Here is an 18,366-nt window from a genome sequence, read left to right as displayed (position 1 = left end):
CAATTTTTAATGCAGATATCGTTAAGCATATTGATTTTTATAAAGGCTCTTTTCCATCACGCTATGAAGGGCGTTTATCATCCGTCATCGATATCAAAACAAAAGAAGGCAATATGCAGGAATATCACGGAGCTGCGAACCTGGGTCTTCTAACCAATTCGGTTATGCTTGAGGGGCCAGTCGTTAAAGACAAGGTTTCTTTTATCGCAAGTGCTCGCCGGAGCTGGATTGATGGCCTTATTGGCCTTCTGGATAAAGAAGCGTCAGATTTTAAGTATTATCTCTATGATGTAAATGTTAAACTGAATTACAGGATTGATTCAACAAGCCGGGTCTACCTGTCCTCTTATATGGGCAGCGACCGGTTTAGCCTGGGGATATCCGATGAAAACCGTCCTGCTTTTGCACTCAATTGGGGCAATAAGCTTATTTCTGCCCGGTGGAACAAGGTGTATAACAGCAGGGTTTTCCAGAATAGCACCTTATTGTTCAGCAATTACAGCAACCTTGTACAGGATGGAGAAGTAACAGGAACCGAACAGTTCAACAGGATCACCGATGTAGGCATCGATAACGACTTAACTTATCAGTGGAACAACAACCTGCAGAGTTTTATTGGCTTTAGGGTAAATTTTACAAGGTTTAGTGCTGCGGCATCCAATTTTTATTCTGAATCTGTACCGGATGTGGAAACACAGAAATCTGTACACCTGAAGTTTTATTCGGACAATGATATCAGCCTTTCGGATAAGCTGAAATTAAAGGCAGGACTACATTATACATCGTTTTTGGTAAAAAACAAAACCTATCATTCTTTCCAGCCGCGTACCGCACTTTTTTATGACCTGAATGCATCCAGCCGGTTTTTTGCGGCCTACTCGTTTATGGCCCAGTTTTACCATCAGATCAGTCTGAGCGGGATATCCGTACCTAATGAATTCCGGGCACCCAGCAATAAGGATCTGCCTCCGGAAGAGGCCTTCATTTTCGAGCTGGGATACCGTCATTCATTTTCCTCAGGTGGAGGTGTCAGCATTGAACTGTACCGGAAGAATTTCAATAATATTTTAATGTACCGGCTGGATGAAAATTATATGCCGGTAGATGAGGCTGCGCCATGGCCGGATAGGATTATTTCCGGCAAAGGTTATAGTGAAGGTTTAGAAATAGAATATAAGCAAAAATTAAATTGGCTGACGCTTCAGGCGAATTATACGCTTAGTAAGACGATGTATTCATCTGCGCAGATCAATGGAGGAAAACTTTTTAAGGCGCCAACCGATTTAAGAAATCAGGTTACCTTTATGGCAACAGCTAACCTGGGCGGGCGGTGGAGTGTTTCGGGTGTTTTTAATTACACTACAGGAAAGTCTATTACCGTACCACAGTATACGCTTATAGACATTGGTGATGGGCTGGCCGGTAAAAACAGGTTGGAGAATTTTGAGGGGTATGAACCGGAACCGAATAACTATACACTTTCAGATAATTATAACCTTGATTTGGGTGCGGCATATTCTAAAACCTACCGCTCTAACAGGCAGGGAGTGCTGCGCTTTGGGATAAACAATCTCATTGGCAATCCTGCTCCACTATTTGTCAATGCAGAAATTGAAGATAACCGGTTTAGGATATATGAAACCAACTCTATTAAGATTCTTCCCTATATTGGCTATTCTTTTAGATTTTAGGATTCTTTTGTGAATGATTGTTTACCCAACCTAATCTATATCAATTTTATACCTTAATACTTATTATCTCGGGAAAGTGAACCGGATAAGCGGGAAAATTCTAAGGATCTGGAGATCTGAAGTTCAATCTTTAAAGATGATCCGGACCCTAGATAATTTCGCACAAAAAGAGACTGACCTGTTTGGCCAGCCTCTTCGGTATACTTTAAAAATCAATTTCCAATCTAACTATAACATGATTTTTTATGTATGTATCATAAAATGTGAAGGTTTTATCTCCTATAACCAGGTTACAACTCCTGTTTCAACATTATAATTGGCTCCGACTATTTTAATTTTACCTTCGTCTTCAAGCTTTTTAAGGGTTGAACTTTGTGTACGTATATCTTCGATTGCACTTTTTACGTTTTGCTGATTCAGTCTTTCCAAAAGCGCCCCGTTTTTTGATGAACGTTCCTCGCCTTCTTCAATGATTTCATTGATGATCGGATCAAAGTGATTGATCAGATGGTTAAGGTTATCCATTCCCATTCCCTGAATTTGTGCTGCGTCCAGACCGCCTTTTAATGCACCGCATTTCGTGTGTCCTAAAACAACAACAAGCTTGGAGCCTGCAACGTTACAGCCAAATTCCATTGAACCTAGAATATCCTGATTTACAAAATTACCGGCAATTCTAATACTGAAAACATCTCCTAATCCCTGATCGAAGATCAATTCTGCAGAAGTACGGCTGTCTATACAGCTTAAAACTACTGCAAAAGGCCATTGACCTTCACGTGTTGCATTGACTTGTTCAAGAAGATCTCTGTTTGCTTTTAGGTTATTGACAAATCTTTGGTTTCCGTCTTTTAAAAAAGTTAATGCTTTTTCAGGAGTGATGGTAGATTGAGTTTCGTGTGTATGTGCTTTCATATGATTGATTTGTTCTTTATAAAATTAAAAAAATTATTGTAATGAGCTTACATAGCTCTTCTGTGCGTGATCAGGATGTGAGAATCTTCATCTCTTTCATAGTCTTTGTATGAAGTTTTGAAGCCTAAGAGTTCCACATTAATGTCTTCTTCTTTTGCCCTGATATTGGCGAAATCCTGGATCATTTCCAGTACGTCTGTGGCAATGTATGAAGTTCCTCTCGCATCGATGGTCACGGTAGAGTTAGATTTGATGTTTTTCAATGTCTTTTTGATCGCTGCCTTATTTAAGAAAGAAACTTCCTCGGCAAGCTTAATATTAATTCCGTCTGCATCATCCAGTTTTTCCCTGCTCAGATAATAAGCACGTTTCATATTTCCCTGAAGAATATAGAATACAGATATAGCAAGACCGATACCTACCCCTTTCAGAAGGTCGGTGGCTACTACAGCTACTACCGTTGCTACGAAAGGAATGAACTGGAATTTACCTAAATGCCAGAAATGTTTGAATGTCGCTGGTTTTGCCAGTTTATAGCCTACAAGGATCAGTACTGCGGCAAGGGTAGCCAGCGGTATAAGGTTAAGGATAAACGGAATGGTCAATACGCATACCAACAGAAGAACCCCATGGATCATCGCAGATAGCTTTGAAGTGGCTCCAGCATTGGCATTGGCAGAACTTCTTACGACTACAGAAGTCATAGGCAGTCCTCCGATAAATGAGCTGATCAGGTTACCAATTCCCTGTGCTTTAAGCTCAAGATTGGTATCCGTAATTCTTCTCTGCTTATCCAGTCTGTCGGAAGCTTCGATACAAAGCAGGGTTTCAATAGAAGCTACAATAGCAATGGTTGCCCCTACAATCCATACCTTAGGATTGGTGAATCCTCCAAAATCAGGCATCGTAACAAGATTTTTGAAGTCATCCAATGATTTGGGAACGGGTAGTGAAACCAGATGCTGTGTACCGATGGCCAATGAACTTCCGGACATTTTGAACAGTTCGTTAAGAAGTATTCCTGCCACTACTGCTACCAGAGCTCCAGGAAGCATTTTCATTCTTTTTAAAGCCGGAATTTTATCCCAGGCGATAAGAATACCTACCGAAACCAGTGTTACCACAATAGCTCCCGTATGTATAGCTCCGAATAATTCTGTAAAATATCCGAAATTAAGTCCGTTGTCAAATATAGATTCATGCCCTTCGTAATCCTTATCGAATCCCATAGCATGAGGAATTTGTTTTAAAATAATAATGATACCGATGGCGGCGAGCATTCCCTCGATGACGTTGTTCGGAAAATAATTCGAGATACTACCGGCTCTGATAAATCCCAGAATTAACTGAAGTAGTCCCGCAATGATTCCTGCACAAAGGAAAAGTTCGAATGCGCCAAGATCTGTGATTGCTGTTAAAACAATAGCGGTAAGACCGGCTGCCGGACCTGATACTGATATATTGGAGTTACTTAGAAATCCTACGACTAATCCTCCTACAATACCCGAGATTACCCCAGACAAGGGTGGTGCTCCTGATGCTAAAGCGATTCCGAGACATAATGGAAGCGCTACTAAGAATACAACGAGTCCGGAAGGGAAATTCTCCTTGATTCCTCCTATGAATGATGTTTTTTTCATAATGTTTATTGAAAAATACTATAACTGGCTGATCTATACGCAGATAATCAGTTATAAAAGATTGGAAATTTAAATTTAAAAAGCACGCGTATCCGATATCCGTTTTTGATATGAATACTATTAAAAAAATCTAACTATACTTTAAAATTTAAGCTTCCGGAGGCGGAGAAAATATGGTAAGTAAAGGCGACAGATGAAAGGAATCATCTATCAGCTCAAAAGAAACGCCCTGAAGATCAGGCTCGGAAAACTTCACGTAATCAAATACGTCCAGAGTTTTCGGAAGCGTTTTTTCATAAACGATAAAAGAGGATGGGTGAGAATGCGGTTCTTCTTCATTGATGATCACATTGGTCCTTGCCAGATCCCAACCAGCTACCGCAGCAATGCCAGGCAGTGCTGTGAAGTTGAGAAAGAAGGTCAATACAATAATACTCCAGAATTTCATCTTACATTCATTTTTAGAAAAACTATGTCGTTTTTCTGCTCATTACCCAATCAGAACTTGTAAGGTTATATATTTTTTGGATGTCTTTCAGGATTTTCTCGAAATCGATATCCAAATCTATGATCTTACCGGTTCTAAGGTCAAAAACCCAGCCGTGAACAGTAGGATACTCCTCTAAAATGTATCTTTCCTGTACGCAGGCCATTTTGATCACGTTGATGCACTGCTCCTGAACATTAAGTTCAACAAGTCTGTCATAACGTTTTCCCTGATCTTCAATAGAATCTAATTCAGCCTGGTGAATTCTGTAAACATCACGGATGTTTCTCAGCCACGGATTCAGTAATCCTAAGTCCTGAGGAGTCATCGCTGCTTTTACGCCGCCGCAGTTGTAATGTCCGCATACGATAATGTGTTTTACTTTAAGATGTTCTACAGCATATTGAATAACCGCTGTGGAACTCATGTCTAAAGTGTTGACTACATTCGCAATATTTCTGTGAACAAAAACATCTCCGGGTCTTGCTCCCATGATTTCTTCCGCTGTCACCCTGCTGTCTGAACATCCTATGTACAGATAATCGGGATTTTGAGTTTTGGCAAGCTCATGGAAAAATTCAGGATCTTCTGAAATTTTAGATTCTACCCATTGTCTGTTGTTTTCGAAAATATCTTTATACGATTGTGACATAATTTTAAATAGTGAAAGTTTATAATTATTTATTTCGTTTAAATTATTTTCAAATTCAATAGATTAAATCAATAATTATGCAAAAATATAATTTTTGCGGAAAATGCAATCACTTTTAACAATATTTAATATTAAAATATGCTTAAAATCATGTTTAAAATGACTGATAGATGCAGTTTCCGGATGAATCGGCCTGAAAAATTAATAATCCAAACTTAAAAAGACTATATAAAATTACAAACTATAAATGATAAAATTAAAAATAGAGATTAAAATATTATTAATTCTACAAAAAAACCGCCTCAAAAAATGAGACGGTTCAAATTTTACTTTATTTAAATATTATTCCTTAATAATTTTCACTACTGTTTCAGAATTGTTGATTCTTACTAAATAAGCTCCCGATATTAAAGAAGAGAGATCCGTACGGTCAATTTCAAACTTCCCGGACTTCACAAGCTGCCCGGACAGGTTGTAAATCTGATAGTAATAATCTTTTGCTTTGTTATTTCCTTTGATGTACAATGTACTTTTCACAGGATTAGGGAAGAACTCAAGCTTGTTCTGAGCTACTTTTTCCTCAATCACTGATTTTGCAAGGACATCTTTTGCTTTCGCCAAAGCATTTTTAGGAACCGGAATCGCGAAAGGTTCGTATCTTCCGATCTCGTTTCCATTGGCATCATACTTGATTTCTGCACAACGGCATGACATCGCGGCCTGCGGACGGAAACCGAACGTTGGCGTTAAATAATACAGCTTATCCGTAGCCCCAACAGTTTGGGTGATCACCGCATTAAACAGCATTCCTAAAGAAGAACCGGCACCACCCTGATTGGCGGCAGTCCAGATTCCGGACTTCATAAAGGTATCCGGATTTCCTCCCAGTTTGGACGCGTCTAAGGTATTTCCTCCGTTGAATCCTCTTATTCCGTTGTTAGGGAATGTTCCGATATTGTATTCAGGCCTGTTTAAAATAAATCCATATCTGAATGAGCCCATACCTGAGGCATTTCCATAAACAAAACCGCCCAGATAATTCATTTTGTTGATATCATAAGCCTCATTGCTTACATAGGTATTGTCTTTACCAGGATCAATCCCATAAGAATTCGTGAATTTTGCATTGTAGAACCAAGGCGTATTTCCTTTTGAAATAAGGTTTCCAAGAATAACACCAGTAGACACACTTTCCATATCCACGATTCTCCAGCCTGCAGGACAAGGATCATAGGCCGATTTTTCGGTGGCATGTCCCCATCTTTCAGGCATATTGCCATTTTCGTCTGAAACCCAGTCTGTTTTTGTGACATCAGACTGATACAGATAACTTAAAGGATTGGTGACGGAATACTTAACGACCTTTTTCAGTTTATCAGCTTTAGAATCAGATGATGAAACATTAGCCGTTGCAGAATAAGTGGTGTAAGGCTGGGTGTAACTTGTTAAGTATTCAGGCTCCAGCATATTGTTCGCATACGGAATAGCTCCCGTAGTGGCATTGGCAGGATTATTCTGTCTGTATACAAAATAGTCATTGAACGGTCTTTTACTGTTCACGAAATGATTATAAAACATTCCCGGATTATAAAATACCGGCAACGGATCTTTTCTTCCCCACTGGAAATGGAGACCGCCGCTGTCATGCATTTGGTCCAATCTTGCCACTGCAGCCGGATTATTGTTGTTGTAAGAACCTAACGGACCTGTATAAGCAGATGTATTATATCCATAAATATGCTCACTGATAAAAGGTAGTTTTGCTCCTAAATCTCTGTCCATAAAGGTAGTTTTCATAGGAACACCTGCACTCGTCATTGGGTCTACAAACTGATTATTGGCAGGAATAACTCCGCCGTTGGTAGCATTTTCCGGATCAAAGGTGTATGTTTCAATAACCGATCTTGGTGCCCAGATATGCCAGCTCCACAATACCGGATCATTGTGCTTATTCGCTGTCCAGGTACCGCTTCCTACGTGAAGGGCAACGACAGCATTTCCTGTAGCATTAGGATTTAAGGTAACTTTTAAAATGGCAGTATCTATCGGGCCATCTACAATTTCCATCTTCTGGATCAGGCTCGTATTGTTGGTCCAAACCACGGAAGAAGACTTTGTGCTTTCTGCCGGGAAAGAGAAATCTGTGCTTAAATGCAGCTTGTGCATCGCGTAGGCTTTTCTTATCGGAATTTCAATGATCCTGTCATTATCCTTATTGGAATCTACTTTATTTCCATTCGGATTGGGAGTTACCAAAGCAGGATTGGTATATTCTACGTAGCTGTTGGGCAGTTTGGTCCATGATTTTACAGTTTCCGGAGAATAGGTTTCCGTAGTTGAAGCTACGAATTCCGTTTCAAAAGCTGCCGGCATAAAGGCACTGTTAGGGTCGTATATACAACGAACACCACCGCTGCTGCTGTAAGCACTCGTTGAGAATCTGTGCCATCCCGGTCTTGGTTTGGAGCCGCTTAACGGATCTGAAATTAAAGTTAGACCTGCAGCACCAAATGAAGGATATCTTACCTGATTGATCACTTCAGTTGCCGTTATAAATGTAGACGTTAATAAACCGCCATCTGCACTCTGATCCTGAAAGTTGACCACCGGAGTGATCCACCCTGTTCCGTATTTTAACGGACTGGTACCGTTTGGATAGTTTTCATAATTTCCGTTGATAGGGAATTTACCCAGATTCATTCCGGAAACGCCTGAAAAATCAAATCCGAACTGAGGATACACCTTGATCCCCGGATAATCAGCATTTAAAGTCGTAGCACTGAATTCAGGATCAACTGTATTTCCGGTATGTTTTCCCCAAGGGCTGTATCTGTTTTCATTAGGCATTGGAGTACCTGAATTTCTTCCTCCTGAAAAATAACTTGAAGGAACTCTCCAGTTACACGGACATGGATCATAGGGTGATTTAAGAGCGTATCTTGAACTGGCTTCTCCCACCACGGCATCATCAATATCTGAGTAATTCCCCTGACGAGTATCTCCCCAAAGATCCCACGCTGCTATATTTTCACGGTAAGGAGGAAGGTATTTCTTGTATTTTTCTTTTGAAAACCACGTGGTGATACCAACCTGTGTCCAGCTGTTGTTGTCATTCTGTTTTAAGAAATCTTCACCGTCATTTACTAAAGCTTCTCCTTTTTTAGCGACAAATACCGGCGTTGCGATAAAGCTGATCGGGTTTTGTATCGAAAATCTGATATTTCCGTTAGGCGTATCTGTTCCCGTATTGATTTGGGTAGTATATTTATTTCCTCTTACTTTTATGAATTTAGACTGAAAAGCAGGATCTGTGTAAGACAAATTGATCTCCCCATTGATTGGATAAAGGCTTAAATCCTTAAGGCCAAACGATGGAAACGGATCTTTTCTTCCCCACTGGTATTGCAGTCCGGCAGATTTATGCCAGTCGTTGCCTACAAAATTCGCATTAGTTGCACCCAGGTTTCTGTCCATCCACTTCCAGTTGGTAACAGGATTACCATCTTTATCTTTTTCGAAACCGTGATGATAGGTGCTTCCGTTTACAGAAGGGTCATCCGTCGCCCATACGTGCCATGTCCAGTATATCTGGTCATTGACTTTGTAGGATACAACAGCGTTACCTTCTTTTATTTTATTGATCAGGACCTTAATCCTGGCATTTTCTCCGGTTCCTTCGAGGGTAACAGATTTAATAAGGCCAGGTTCATCTTCCCAGTACAATCCTGCCTTAGCGATGCCATCAGGGATTTTGGTATAGACTCCGTTGTCATTCTTCATGAAATCGCCGCCTTTAGCCCACATTTCGTGTGCTTTTTTAACAGGGATATACAAACCGTCTACCTGATTTCCATTCTTGTCTTTTCCTGTGAAAATATAGCTGTTAGGAGCTTTGGTCCAGTCTGTTACCAGCGTTGGCTGTGCTCCCGGATTAATGGTGTAGCAGTTGACAGAACATTCCGATGCTTCATTTTTATACGCCGTAGTATTTCCAAAAATACCGGTATACTTAATGAACTTGGAAATTTCTCTTTCTATATCCTGTAATGATCTTTTGGTCTGATAGGAGATATTCACATCATTTCTCAGCGCTCCCACACCATAAAGGGTCATTTCAGAGGTATCGGAAATCAATAAATTTTCAGATCCTGGTCCTCTTCGAATTCCCAGTCCGTTGGTGTACCCAAAATAGGGCCCGCCATAATTACTGGTTGTATTTGGATTTAAGTCAATGTAAGTTCCATCATTTTTATAAACTCTTAAACCTGTCGAAAGACTGGATACAATCACTACCGGCTCCTGATCAGGAATGATTTCAGATAAATTCTTCCATGTTCTGTTATAGAGATTGAAATATCTGCTTTCTAAACGGGTTGGATCTTTGAAATTGAAATATCCCGGACCATCAGGTTCTCCCGGCCATTGACTGAACTTCATGAAAAATCCATTGGTGGAAAATTTACCGGCAAAAATATATACCGGATCATCGTAACTGTACAGATACGGAATAGGGTGTCCGGCTGCTTCATTGTAGATGAATTCGGGCGTAGATCCGAGTACATTGGTAATGGCTCCCGTATTGATCAGTTTTACAGATTTGGTATCATTCGGTTCTGTTATAACATCTGAGGGATTGGTTGGAGAAAAAACAACATCGTTTTTTTTATTATCCATTAAAACATTACTCAGCTTGTTCCAGGAATAGGCTGAGGTTACCCTGTCTTTGATTCCTGTAGCTTTTCCGTTAGCATCTGTGATCAATGTACCTGCTTTTTTAGGGGTTAAAAGCATGGTGTATTCATTTTCATCCAGCTCACAGTTGCCAATAGCATAATCTCCCTGTTTGTAATGGTTTACCGTTTTCCCCCAGACTACACTGCTGAAATTGGCTGTGCTCGAATCAGAGCTTAATTCCACCTTTACATTGTAATTGGGGTTTACGGAGGCGGGTAATTCAAAAGTTGCTTTTAAATTTTCGTTATACTGGTTGTACGAGTATAATGTTTTACACCAGCCGGTTACCCATTCTCCCAGAGCATTCTGGTACTTAATGGAGAGGAAAATGTTACTGTCGGTGAAAGGTTTGGAAAGTTGTCCGTTCATAACGACGAGTCCTTTTTCATTCACATTTTGTGAAATGATAATGAGTGGATCCAGATCATAAATGCCGGGTGGTATTGGCGTTTTAAGTCTGGATCCACTGGGTTTCTCATTAGGCTTCGGGATGGGGATGGTCCCCGAAAATGCATGAGACGATGCAATACAAAAGACTGCAGCAAAAATCTTTAAGGTCGATTTTTTTTTCATACGTATTAAAATTAAAAGTGTTTTTAAGGTAAGTGAGGCACTGGAAGTTGTTAACAATCAGCAGATCAATAGCAGTGAAAATTTATATAATCAATGTTAGTTTTAATCCCAACCTGAGTAATATGAAATGAAGATTTTACAATTAAAAGCTATTTGCTGTTTCCTGATTTAAACTAAATCAGTGGCTAATGAGATTTCTGAAACAGTGATGTTTTCGGAATTGAGGGAGAAGGAGGCATCAAAGAAGAATGCATGATCCTTAGAAAGTAATTTTTTTTCATGGGTGTGTTTTTAAGTTATTGTGTTTCAGAAATGATTAAAAATTTTAACTAAAAAGTTTAATTTTCAAAAATTCTCTAACAAAAATCGACAAAAAAACTTTTTCCCACAATAGGGACATTGGCTTTTTCAAGGAAAATTTACTAATATCGATAAAAATCTATGGAAAGGTTTCTCAGACCTTATGGTTGATATAAGCTTCTGTAGCTCTTTCGTTTGGATAAATGGTTCCCGGATTTCCCATAACTACAGAATGAGAAGGGACATCAAAATTCACGTATGAATTGGGAGCAATCAAGACATTGCTTCCGACGGTAATTCCGCCTACAATAACGGCATTGGCGCCAATCCAGACTTCGTCACTGATGGTAGGAAACCCCTGAAGTTTACCCCGGTTCTGCTGCCCGATAGTTACTCCTTGGGCAATATTGCAGTTTTTCCCGATTTTAACCTGAGGATTGATCACCAGGCTTCCCCAGTGACCCAGATAAAAACCTTCCCCAATTTCGGTTTCAGGATAGATCTGATAACCGTATTTGATTTGATAATGTCTGAGAACGAATTTCCAGAATATTCCCAAAATAGGTTTGTTGTGATATTTCTGGGCTTTTCTTAAAACATAAATAAAATGCAGATTGGGATTGATACATTTTTTCCAGATCTCAAATGAAGAGAGCCATTTTCCGCTTTCCCTGTAAAAATCCTTTTGTGTAAGTGTATAACCCATTCCTAAATTATTTATAATTCATCTATAATTTCCTGAAGCTGCGCCACAGACTTCTCCAGTACAAACGGCAGATCTGCAGTTTTAATTTCATTTTCGTAACGGCTGACAAATTCCCGGTCGGTTAGAAACTTTTTCATTCCCTCGTAGATCCCGTCCTCTGAATTGGGCATGATCAGTCCTAATTTCCCATCCTGCAATAGATCTTTAATTCCGGAAACATCTGTTGATACTACCGGTTTATTCAGGATCAGTGCTTCAGCGATGATGGTAGGGAAACCTTCATGTCTGGAGGACATCACATAAAAATCGGCCTTTTTCAAATAGGGATAAGGATTGCTTCTGAATCCCAGCATTTTTACGCTTTCCTGAAGTCCGAGTTCGTTGAGCTGGCTCTGCGTTTTCTCAAATTCAAAACCGTCCCCAATGATGATGATCTGGTGTTTCAATCCTTCATTGATCAGTTTTTTGTGAACATCTAAAAGTCTGTCATAACCTTTCTGTGGATAAACCGTTCCAATGGTGATAAACGTAGGAATGTCATTGGAAAAAGGGTAATCATCAATGGTTGTATTCGCCTTTTTTAACGTATCCTGTTTATCGATCGGATTAAAAATTTTCACCACTGCCTGCTTTTCTCTGTCGTTTTTCGCGGCCTTCTGCATTTCTTCTTTCAGTTTATTGGAAATAACCAATATTCTATCGAATTGAAAAAACTGTCGGATGATATCCGGTGTATATTCTTTCAGATTAAAAATATCATTCTGAATCCAGATGATTTTCTTTGAATCCTTTTGCGGACTGGATAGCAGCTCTCTGTACATCCCATGGATAGCACCTATTTCTACGTCATATTTTTTATTGTTCAGAACGAACTTATAAAGCAGGGAAGGGAACCAGAGAAACATTTTCTGATACAGCACCCTGAATGCTTTCACCGGAATTTCGTGAGGTTTGTTCGTGGTAATCATTTCACCCTTCAGCAGATAATGAAGTTTTACCCATGACGGAACTTCCTGGATGTACATCCCTGTATAAAGGTTGATCAGTAAATCAACTTCGTATTTGTCTTCCGGTAGGTTTTTGAGAAAATTAATCAAAACTTTTTCTGCACCTCCATGTCGGAGTGAACCGATGCGTATCAGGATTTTCTTTTTTGCAGCCATTATCTTACAGGTTTATAACGGTGTGGAAGATGTTCCTTGATGTAGGCTTCCAATTTTGGACGGTCTAATTCAAGTTCTCGCGGATACATGACATTATTTTTAAGGGCTTTGTCCCCATATTCTTCAATAGTACAGATGAATTTTGCCGGAACCCCTGCAAAAACGGAACCTGCAGGCATAGAAGTTGTCAGGATAGAACCTGCACCCAAAACACAGTTATCACCCATTTCCACCCCCAGCATAATCGTTGTATCTGCACCGATTAAGCATTGTTTACCTATTTTTATTCTTCCAAATGCTCTTACATCTTTATATTTTTCAAAAAAATGAAGGGCATTGTAGCCTCCGTCATGATTAATAAATCTCACATTATTTGAAAATGTGGTTTCATCACCTATTTCAATTAAAAAAGGTTCTGTTCCGAATTCAGGAACATCTACAAAACGCACATTCTTTCCTACTTTCAATCCTTTTGCAATATTGACTTTAAGGTAGATTTTTTGTATCATCAGCTGATAAGTAGTATGGATTTTTAATATAACCCGGAATAGGAAAATCATCATTTGAGTAATCTGCTTTTTTGTTTTACTTTTACAAAGAAAAAGAATTTCTATGATAAAAGTTTCCAAAATAGAATATTATTTGCCGGGCAATGTTCTGACCAATGAGGATCTTGAAAAAGAATTTCCGGAATGGAGTTCTGATAGAATTCATGAGAAAATAGGGATTAGACAGCGTCATATTTCATCAGACAGCGAGACCGTACTGGAGCTTGCTGTAAAGTCGTCCGAGAAGCTTTTCGAAAATTATGACAGAAACAAAGTGGATTTTATTCTGTTCTGTACACAAAGTCCTGATTATTTCCTTCCCACAACGGCCTGTATTCTTCAGGATAGGCTGGGGCTCAGAAGGAATATCGGAGCTACAGATTTTAATTTGGGATGTTCCGGATTTATTTATGGACTGGCTTTTGCTAAAGGATTAATCATGTCCGGAATTGCGAACAGTATTTTACTGATCACGTCAGAAACGTACTCGAAGCATATCAACCCGAAAGATAAAGCCAACCGGAGTATATTTGGAGATGCATCAGCCTCTGTGATTGTGGAGAAAGATGAAAATGCGAAGGACTATCAGTTCTGTCTGGGAACAGACGGAAGCGGTGCAGAGAATCTTATTGTAAAGAAAGGTGCTTTCAAAACAGATTTTGAACTGAATCCTGAAAATGATTTTGAACCCGAAAATCTGTACATGAACGGACCGGAAATTTTTAATTTCACGATTGAAAATATTCCCGGGCTTGTAAAAGAAACGCTGGAAAAGAACGGGTTGACCATGGATGATATTGACCATTTCGTTTTTCATCAGGCTAATTCTTTTATGCTGAACTACTTAAGGAAAAAGATTAAGATTCCGGCAGAAAAGTTTTATATTGATATGGAAAACACAGGAAATACGGTATCTGCAACCATTCCGATCGCTTTGAAAAATATGATGGATCAGGGAATACTGAAAGAAGGTGACCGCGTATTAATGGCAGGTTTTGGAGTAGGATATTCATGGGGAGCAACCGTGATGGACATTTAAATAATATAAAAGCCATAAAATAAAAGAGATATGAAGACATCAGTTTTTTTAGAGAAATTACAGGAAGAATTAGAAGAAGATGAAACGCTTACAGTGGACACCAATTTAAAGAGTCTGGAAAGCTATGACTCCATCAGTTTGCTTTCAGTGATTGCATTTGTGGATGAAAATTTCGATAAGAAAATCGATACAAGACACTTTAAAGATATAGAAACCGTTTCTGATCTTATGAATGTTATTGGTAAAGAAAATTTTGAGGATTAATGAATCAGTTTTCTTTAAAAGATAAAACAATTCTTATTACAGGGGCTTCTTCCGGCATCGGGAGAAGCTGTTCTGTAGAATGCAGCAGGAGCGGGGCCAGTCTTATTCTTATCGCAAGAAACGAAGACGAACTTCAGAAAACAGTATCTATGCTGAATCCTGATACCAAAGCAGAAACCATTATTGCAGATATCACCACAGCTGAAAATCTTGAAGAATTGATTGCTGAAAAAGCAGATGTTTTAGGGAAGATTTCAGGATTTATCCACTGCGCAGGTATCGAAAAGACGTTACCGTTGAAAAAGCATACTCCTCAGCTGTACAAGGATATTTTTGCAGTCAATGTAATTTCCGGTTTTGAAATTGCTAAGATTTTATCCCTAAAAAAATATAAAACCGAAACTTCCAGTTTTGTCTTCATTTCCTCAGTAGCAGGAATGGTGGGCGAAATAGGAAAAGCTGCTTATTCAGCGAGCAAAGGAGCTGTAGTTTCTGGAGCACGTTCTCTGGCGATGGAACTTTCAAGAACTGGAATCAGGGTTAACAGCATAAGTCCGGCCATGGTTAATACGCCGATACTTGAAAAAATGTTTGAAAACATTGGGGAAGAAGCTGCTGAAGAAATCCTTAAAAAACATCCGCTCGGAATCGGACAGCCTGAAGATGTGGCTAATGCATGCATTTTCCTGCTTTCAGACGGAGCGAAGTGGATCACGGGATCTAATCTTGTGGTAGACGGAGGATACTCCGCCCATTAATTTTTTTGATAAAGGTCTTCAAGAATTCCTTCCACTGCATCAAAAATTTTCTGATTGTCAAACTGGTCCTCTATGGTTTCCAGATTTTTTCTGATTCTGGCAATAAGCTCAGGGTCCGTTAGAAAAGTTTTCATAGCAGAATACATTTCCTCCGTTTCATAATTGATGAGGTAACCGGTTTCGCGGTCTTTGATCATCACTCCTACATCTCCCGTATCGGTAGCAATAATAGGCTTCTGAAGGATTAATGCTTCAGCGATGACCAGCGGCCAGGCTTCAGATTCAGAAGGGAGAATGAAATAATCTGCATTTTTAACATACGGATAAGGGTTCATTTTGTTACCTGCTAAAATAAAGGTCTCCTGAACATTATTCTGACGGATCTGTTCGGTAAGGTTTTTCAGTTCTTCACCGCTTCCTAAAATCATAATCGTATGGCGAAATCCTTCATCCATAAGCTTTTTGTGGGCATCAATCAGTTTGTGATATCCTTTTCTGTCGTGAAGACGTCCCACAGAAACGAAAACCGGGCCTTCAGGAAGAGCTTCTGTTTTTTCTTCTGCTTTTCTTTTGATTTCGTCAATAGGGATGGCATTGATCACTACACTTTCCTGAGGATAACTTAAGTCAGGATAATATTGATGCATCATATCTTTGATCTTCTGAGAACAGTAGATCATATGATCAAATTGAGGGAAATTTTTAAGTATGTCCGGAACCAGTGGTTGTAATTTAGGCACATTGATTTCAGAGTGGAACCAGCCTACTTTTTTGGATGCAGCATTGCTTGAATTGATAACAGATGAAAACGTTGAGTAGCTGGGAGCGATCTCAATATCAAATTTTTTATTCCCTAAAAGACGGTCAGAAATTTTATGGTCTTTCTGAGCACGGGAAAGCTTAAGTCTTCTGCGAAGCAACTGCAGTTTATGGATCAGCGGATTGTTAGAAAAATCTTCTTTACCGTCCGTGATGTAGACTTTTTTGATATGCTTCGGAAATTCATTTCTCAGCTCACCCTGATTCAGATTCAGACAGACTGTGATGTCAAATTTTTCAGGATTGAGATTATTAAGGATACTGAGAATTACTTTTTCCACGCCGCCCATCTCCATGGAACGGTGTCTGAAAAGGACATTGATTTTATTATTCTTCATCATTAACTAAAGATTTGTTGTGCAAATATTTTTAGCTTTTTCTTTATTCTGAAAGTGATAGAACTCTGATATTCCAGTAAACTATAAATTTCAGCAGAGTTGTGATATTCAGTCGGAACAGGCTTCCCGTTTACCGTTTTAAGATTTCTGCGATGCATGGCATTGAAAATGACTTTTGCAAAATATTCGCGGGATTTCGGCCGGTTTTCATTCTGAGAAATTCCTCCCGAATGGGTTCTGTAAAGATAATTGGCTTCATTGATAAATTGTACTTTACCTTTTTCATACATCTTTAAGTACAGATCCTGGTCTTCTGCAATTTTCATTACGGTATTGATCTTTTCCGTCTGGTCATAAATACTTTTTCTGAAGCTGACAAAATGAACAATGTGAACAGGACAATTAAAAAAATAAGGGTCATGGTTCGGAACGCTCATCGTCAACCTGGGAATTTCTATCGGAACAAGGTTTTCGTCACATTTTACGAATTTGGAATAGGTAAGGACTACTTCTTTGTTTTTTCTGAAAATCTCAATGCTTGAAAGCAAGGCATTCGGAGTAATCGCATCATCAGGATCTACAAAACCACAAATGTCTCCGGTGGCGAACTCAATAAGTTTACTTTTTGTAACCCCAACACCGCTGTTTTCTGCATTCTCATATATTTTAAAGCGGAAATCGTTTCCTATGATCTGTTTGATGACTTCCAAAGAATCGTCGGTAGAGGAATCATCAAGAATGACAGCTTCCCAGTTATCATAAGTTTGCGCAATAATAGAGTCATAACAGGTTTGGAAAAATTTACCATTATTGTAATTGGCAATCAGGATAGAAAACTTCATTGGACATCTTGGTGTTTTTGGGATAAATAAATTTTCACAAAGATAAAAATTAAACATTACAGAAAAATAATTATTTTTGTGGACTAAACTTTAACACAGTGAGTGAAATAGCAAGAGTTCTCAAAACTTTTATAGGGTATCTGAAAAGACCCGATCTCTATCCGGAATTGGGCCGGAAAATCATTAAAAACACAATAAACAGAAGTAATTCCTTTAAAGGAAAAGATAAAACCAAGTCATGGGCTGCAGCGAGATCTGTTTCCCAACAGGAAGCGATTTCAAAGCTGTTCGGTTTTGAAATAGAGGACTTCCGTAAAGACTATGCAGATGTTCTGAAGACGTCTGAACAGAGAGAAAAAGCATGTCCTGTAAAAATGGGCGGTCCCGGAGCTTTAGAGCTGATGTATTATGCATGTGAATTTACCAATGCACATAACGTTGTGGAAACCGGCGTAGCTTATGGATGGTCTTCCCTGGCTTCCTTGCTGTCTCTGGCAAAAAGAAACGGAACGCTGTACAGTTCAGATATGCCGTATCTGGCACAGGACGGTGATCAGTATGTGGGTTATGTAGTGCCTGAAAACCTGAAACCCAACTGGAAATTATACCGTTTTGCGGATAAAGAATCGTTACCGAAGATTTTTGCTGAAAATTCAGTTTTTGATGTACTTCATTATGATTCGGATAAAAGTTATAACGGAAGGATGTGGGCATACCATGAACTGTATAAACATCTAAAAAAAGGAGGCGTATTCATCAGTGACGATATTGGTGATAATTCTGCTTATCAGGACTTCTGTGAAAAAAATAATATAGAAACAACAGTAGTGGAGTATGAAGGGAAATACATTGGAGTTTTTATAAAGTAATTTCTATACTTATTATATTAAAGAAAAC

General features: G+C 39.1%; 15 protein-coding genes. 5 read left to right on the top strand and 10 right to left on the bottom strand.

Annotated elements, in window-relative coordinates; all coding sequences use genetic code 11:
• Positions 1 to 1,691: TonB-dependent siderophore receptor (locus LC419_RS19835; RefSeq protein WP_223608971.1), on the top strand; the 1,691-nt coding region annotated here is incomplete at its 5' end.
• Positions 1,692 to 1,970: 279 nt separating this feature from the next.
• Here LC419_RS19835 and LC419_RS19830 read toward each other — a convergent pair.
• From LC419_RS19830 to LC419_RS19795, 8 genes are all read right to left on the bottom strand, one after another.
• Positions 1,971 to 2,606, bottom strand: a complete 636-nt coding sequence (locus LC419_RS19830; protein ID WP_223608970.1) for a carbonic anhydrase — start codon at positions 2,604 to 2,606, stop codon at positions 1,971 to 1,973.
• Between the two features lie 47 nt (positions 2,607 to 2,653).
• The gene (locus LC419_RS19825; protein ID WP_223608969.1) at positions 2,654 to 4,246 is read right to left on the bottom strand and encodes a SulP family inorganic anion transporter; all 1,593 of its coding nucleotides are present in this window, start codon (positions 4,244 to 4,246) and stop codon (positions 2,654 to 2,656) included.
• 148 nt (positions 4,247 to 4,394) lie between these two features.
• Positions 4,395 to 4,694: a hypothetical protein gene (locus tag LC419_RS19820; RefSeq protein ID WP_223608968.1), complete on the bottom strand. Its 300-nt coding sequence runs from the start codon at positions 4,692 to 4,694 to the stop codon at positions 4,395 to 4,397.
• A gap of 22 nt (positions 4,695 to 4,716) precedes the next feature.
• Positions 4,717 to 5,385, bottom strand: a complete 669-nt coding sequence (locus LC419_RS19815; RefSeq protein WP_223608967.1) for a carbonic anhydrase — start codon at positions 5,383 to 5,385, stop codon at positions 4,717 to 4,719.
• Positions 5,386 to 5,727: 342 nt separating this feature from the next.
• The gene (locus LC419_RS19810; RefSeq protein WP_223608966.1) at positions 5,728 to 10,692 is read right to left on the bottom strand and encodes a T9SS type A sorting domain-containing protein; all 4,965 of its coding nucleotides are present in this window, start codon (positions 10,690 to 10,692) and stop codon (positions 5,728 to 5,730) included.
• A gap of 454 nt (positions 10,693 to 11,146) precedes the next feature.
• The gene (locus tag LC419_RS19805; protein ID WP_223608965.1) at positions 11,147 to 11,698 is read right to left on the bottom strand and encodes a serine acetyltransferase; all 552 of its coding nucleotides are present in this window, start codon (positions 11,696 to 11,698) and stop codon (positions 11,147 to 11,149) included.
• A gap of 11 nt (positions 11,699 to 11,709) precedes the next feature.
• A complete protein-coding gene (locus tag LC419_RS19800) occupies positions 11,710 to 12,861 on the bottom strand; it encodes a glycosyltransferase (RefSeq protein WP_223608964.1) in 1,152 nt (383 codons plus the stop codon).
• Positions 12,861 to 13,424 (bottom strand): DapH/DapD/GlmU-related protein, encoded by a 564-nt coding sequence (locus LC419_RS19795; protein WP_223608963.1) that lies wholly within the window; start codon positions 13,422 to 13,424, stop codon positions 12,861 to 12,863. The genes LC419_RS19800 and LC419_RS19795 overlap by 1 nt, the downstream gene beginning before the upstream one ends.
• Before the next feature lie 49 nt (positions 13,425 to 13,473).
• On the opposite strand from LC419_RS19795, the gene LC419_RS19790 reads away from it, so the two are divergent.
• The 3 genes from LC419_RS19790 to LC419_RS19780 are packed head-to-tail and all read left to right on the top strand — an operon-like array spanning position 13,474 to position 15,470.
• Entirely contained in the window at positions 13,474 to 14,448 is a 975-nt protein-coding gene (locus LC419_RS19790) for a ketoacyl-ACP synthase III (protein ID WP_223608962.1), read from the top strand.
• A gap of 30 nt (positions 14,449 to 14,478) precedes the next feature.
• The gene (locus tag LC419_RS19785; protein ID WP_223608961.1) at positions 14,479 to 14,712 is read left to right on the top strand and encodes a phosphopantetheine-binding protein; all 234 of its coding nucleotides are present in this window, start codon (positions 14,479 to 14,481) and stop codon (positions 14,710 to 14,712) included.
• The gene (locus LC419_RS19780; protein ID WP_223608960.1) at positions 14,712 to 15,470 is read left to right on the top strand and encodes an SDR family NAD(P)-dependent oxidoreductase; all 759 of its coding nucleotides are present in this window, start codon (positions 14,712 to 14,714) and stop codon (positions 15,468 to 15,470) included. Before LC419_RS19785 ends, LC419_RS19780 begins: the two co-directional genes overlap by 1 nt.
• On the opposite strand, the gene LC419_RS19775 is transcribed toward LC419_RS19780, so the two are convergent.
• A complete protein-coding gene (locus tag LC419_RS19775) occupies positions 15,467 to 16,630 on the bottom strand; it encodes a glycosyltransferase (RefSeq protein WP_223608959.1) in 1,164 nt (387 codons plus the stop codon). The two genes, LC419_RS19780 and LC419_RS19775, sit on opposite strands and share 4 nt — an antisense overlap.
• Complete coding sequence (locus LC419_RS19770) at positions 16,630 to 17,469, bottom strand: glycosyltransferase (RefSeq protein WP_223608958.1); 840 nt, start codon at positions 17,467 to 17,469, stop codon at positions 16,630 to 16,632. The genes LC419_RS19775 and LC419_RS19770 overlap by 1 nt, the downstream gene beginning before the upstream one ends.
• 98 nt (positions 17,470 to 17,567) lie before the next feature.
• Between LC419_RS19770 and LC419_RS19765 the strand changes: the two genes are divergently transcribed.
• Positions 17,568 to 18,338 carry a class I SAM-dependent methyltransferase gene (locus LC419_RS19765; RefSeq protein WP_223608957.1) on the top strand — a complete coding sequence of 257 codons (771 nt, stop codon included), beginning with the start codon at positions 17,568 to 17,570 and terminating at the stop codon, positions 18,336 to 18,338.
• Positions 18,339 to 18,366 lie beyond the last annotated feature (28 nt).

Origin of the sequence: Chryseobacterium sp. OSA05B, assembly GCF_019970065.1 — a bacterium.
Classification (GTDB): domain Bacteria; phylum Bacteroidota; class Bacteroidia; order Flavobacteriales; family Weeksellaceae; genus Chryseobacterium.
Note: the sequence above shows the minus strand (reverse complement) of the source record. Positions and strands in the feature narration are given on the sequence as shown.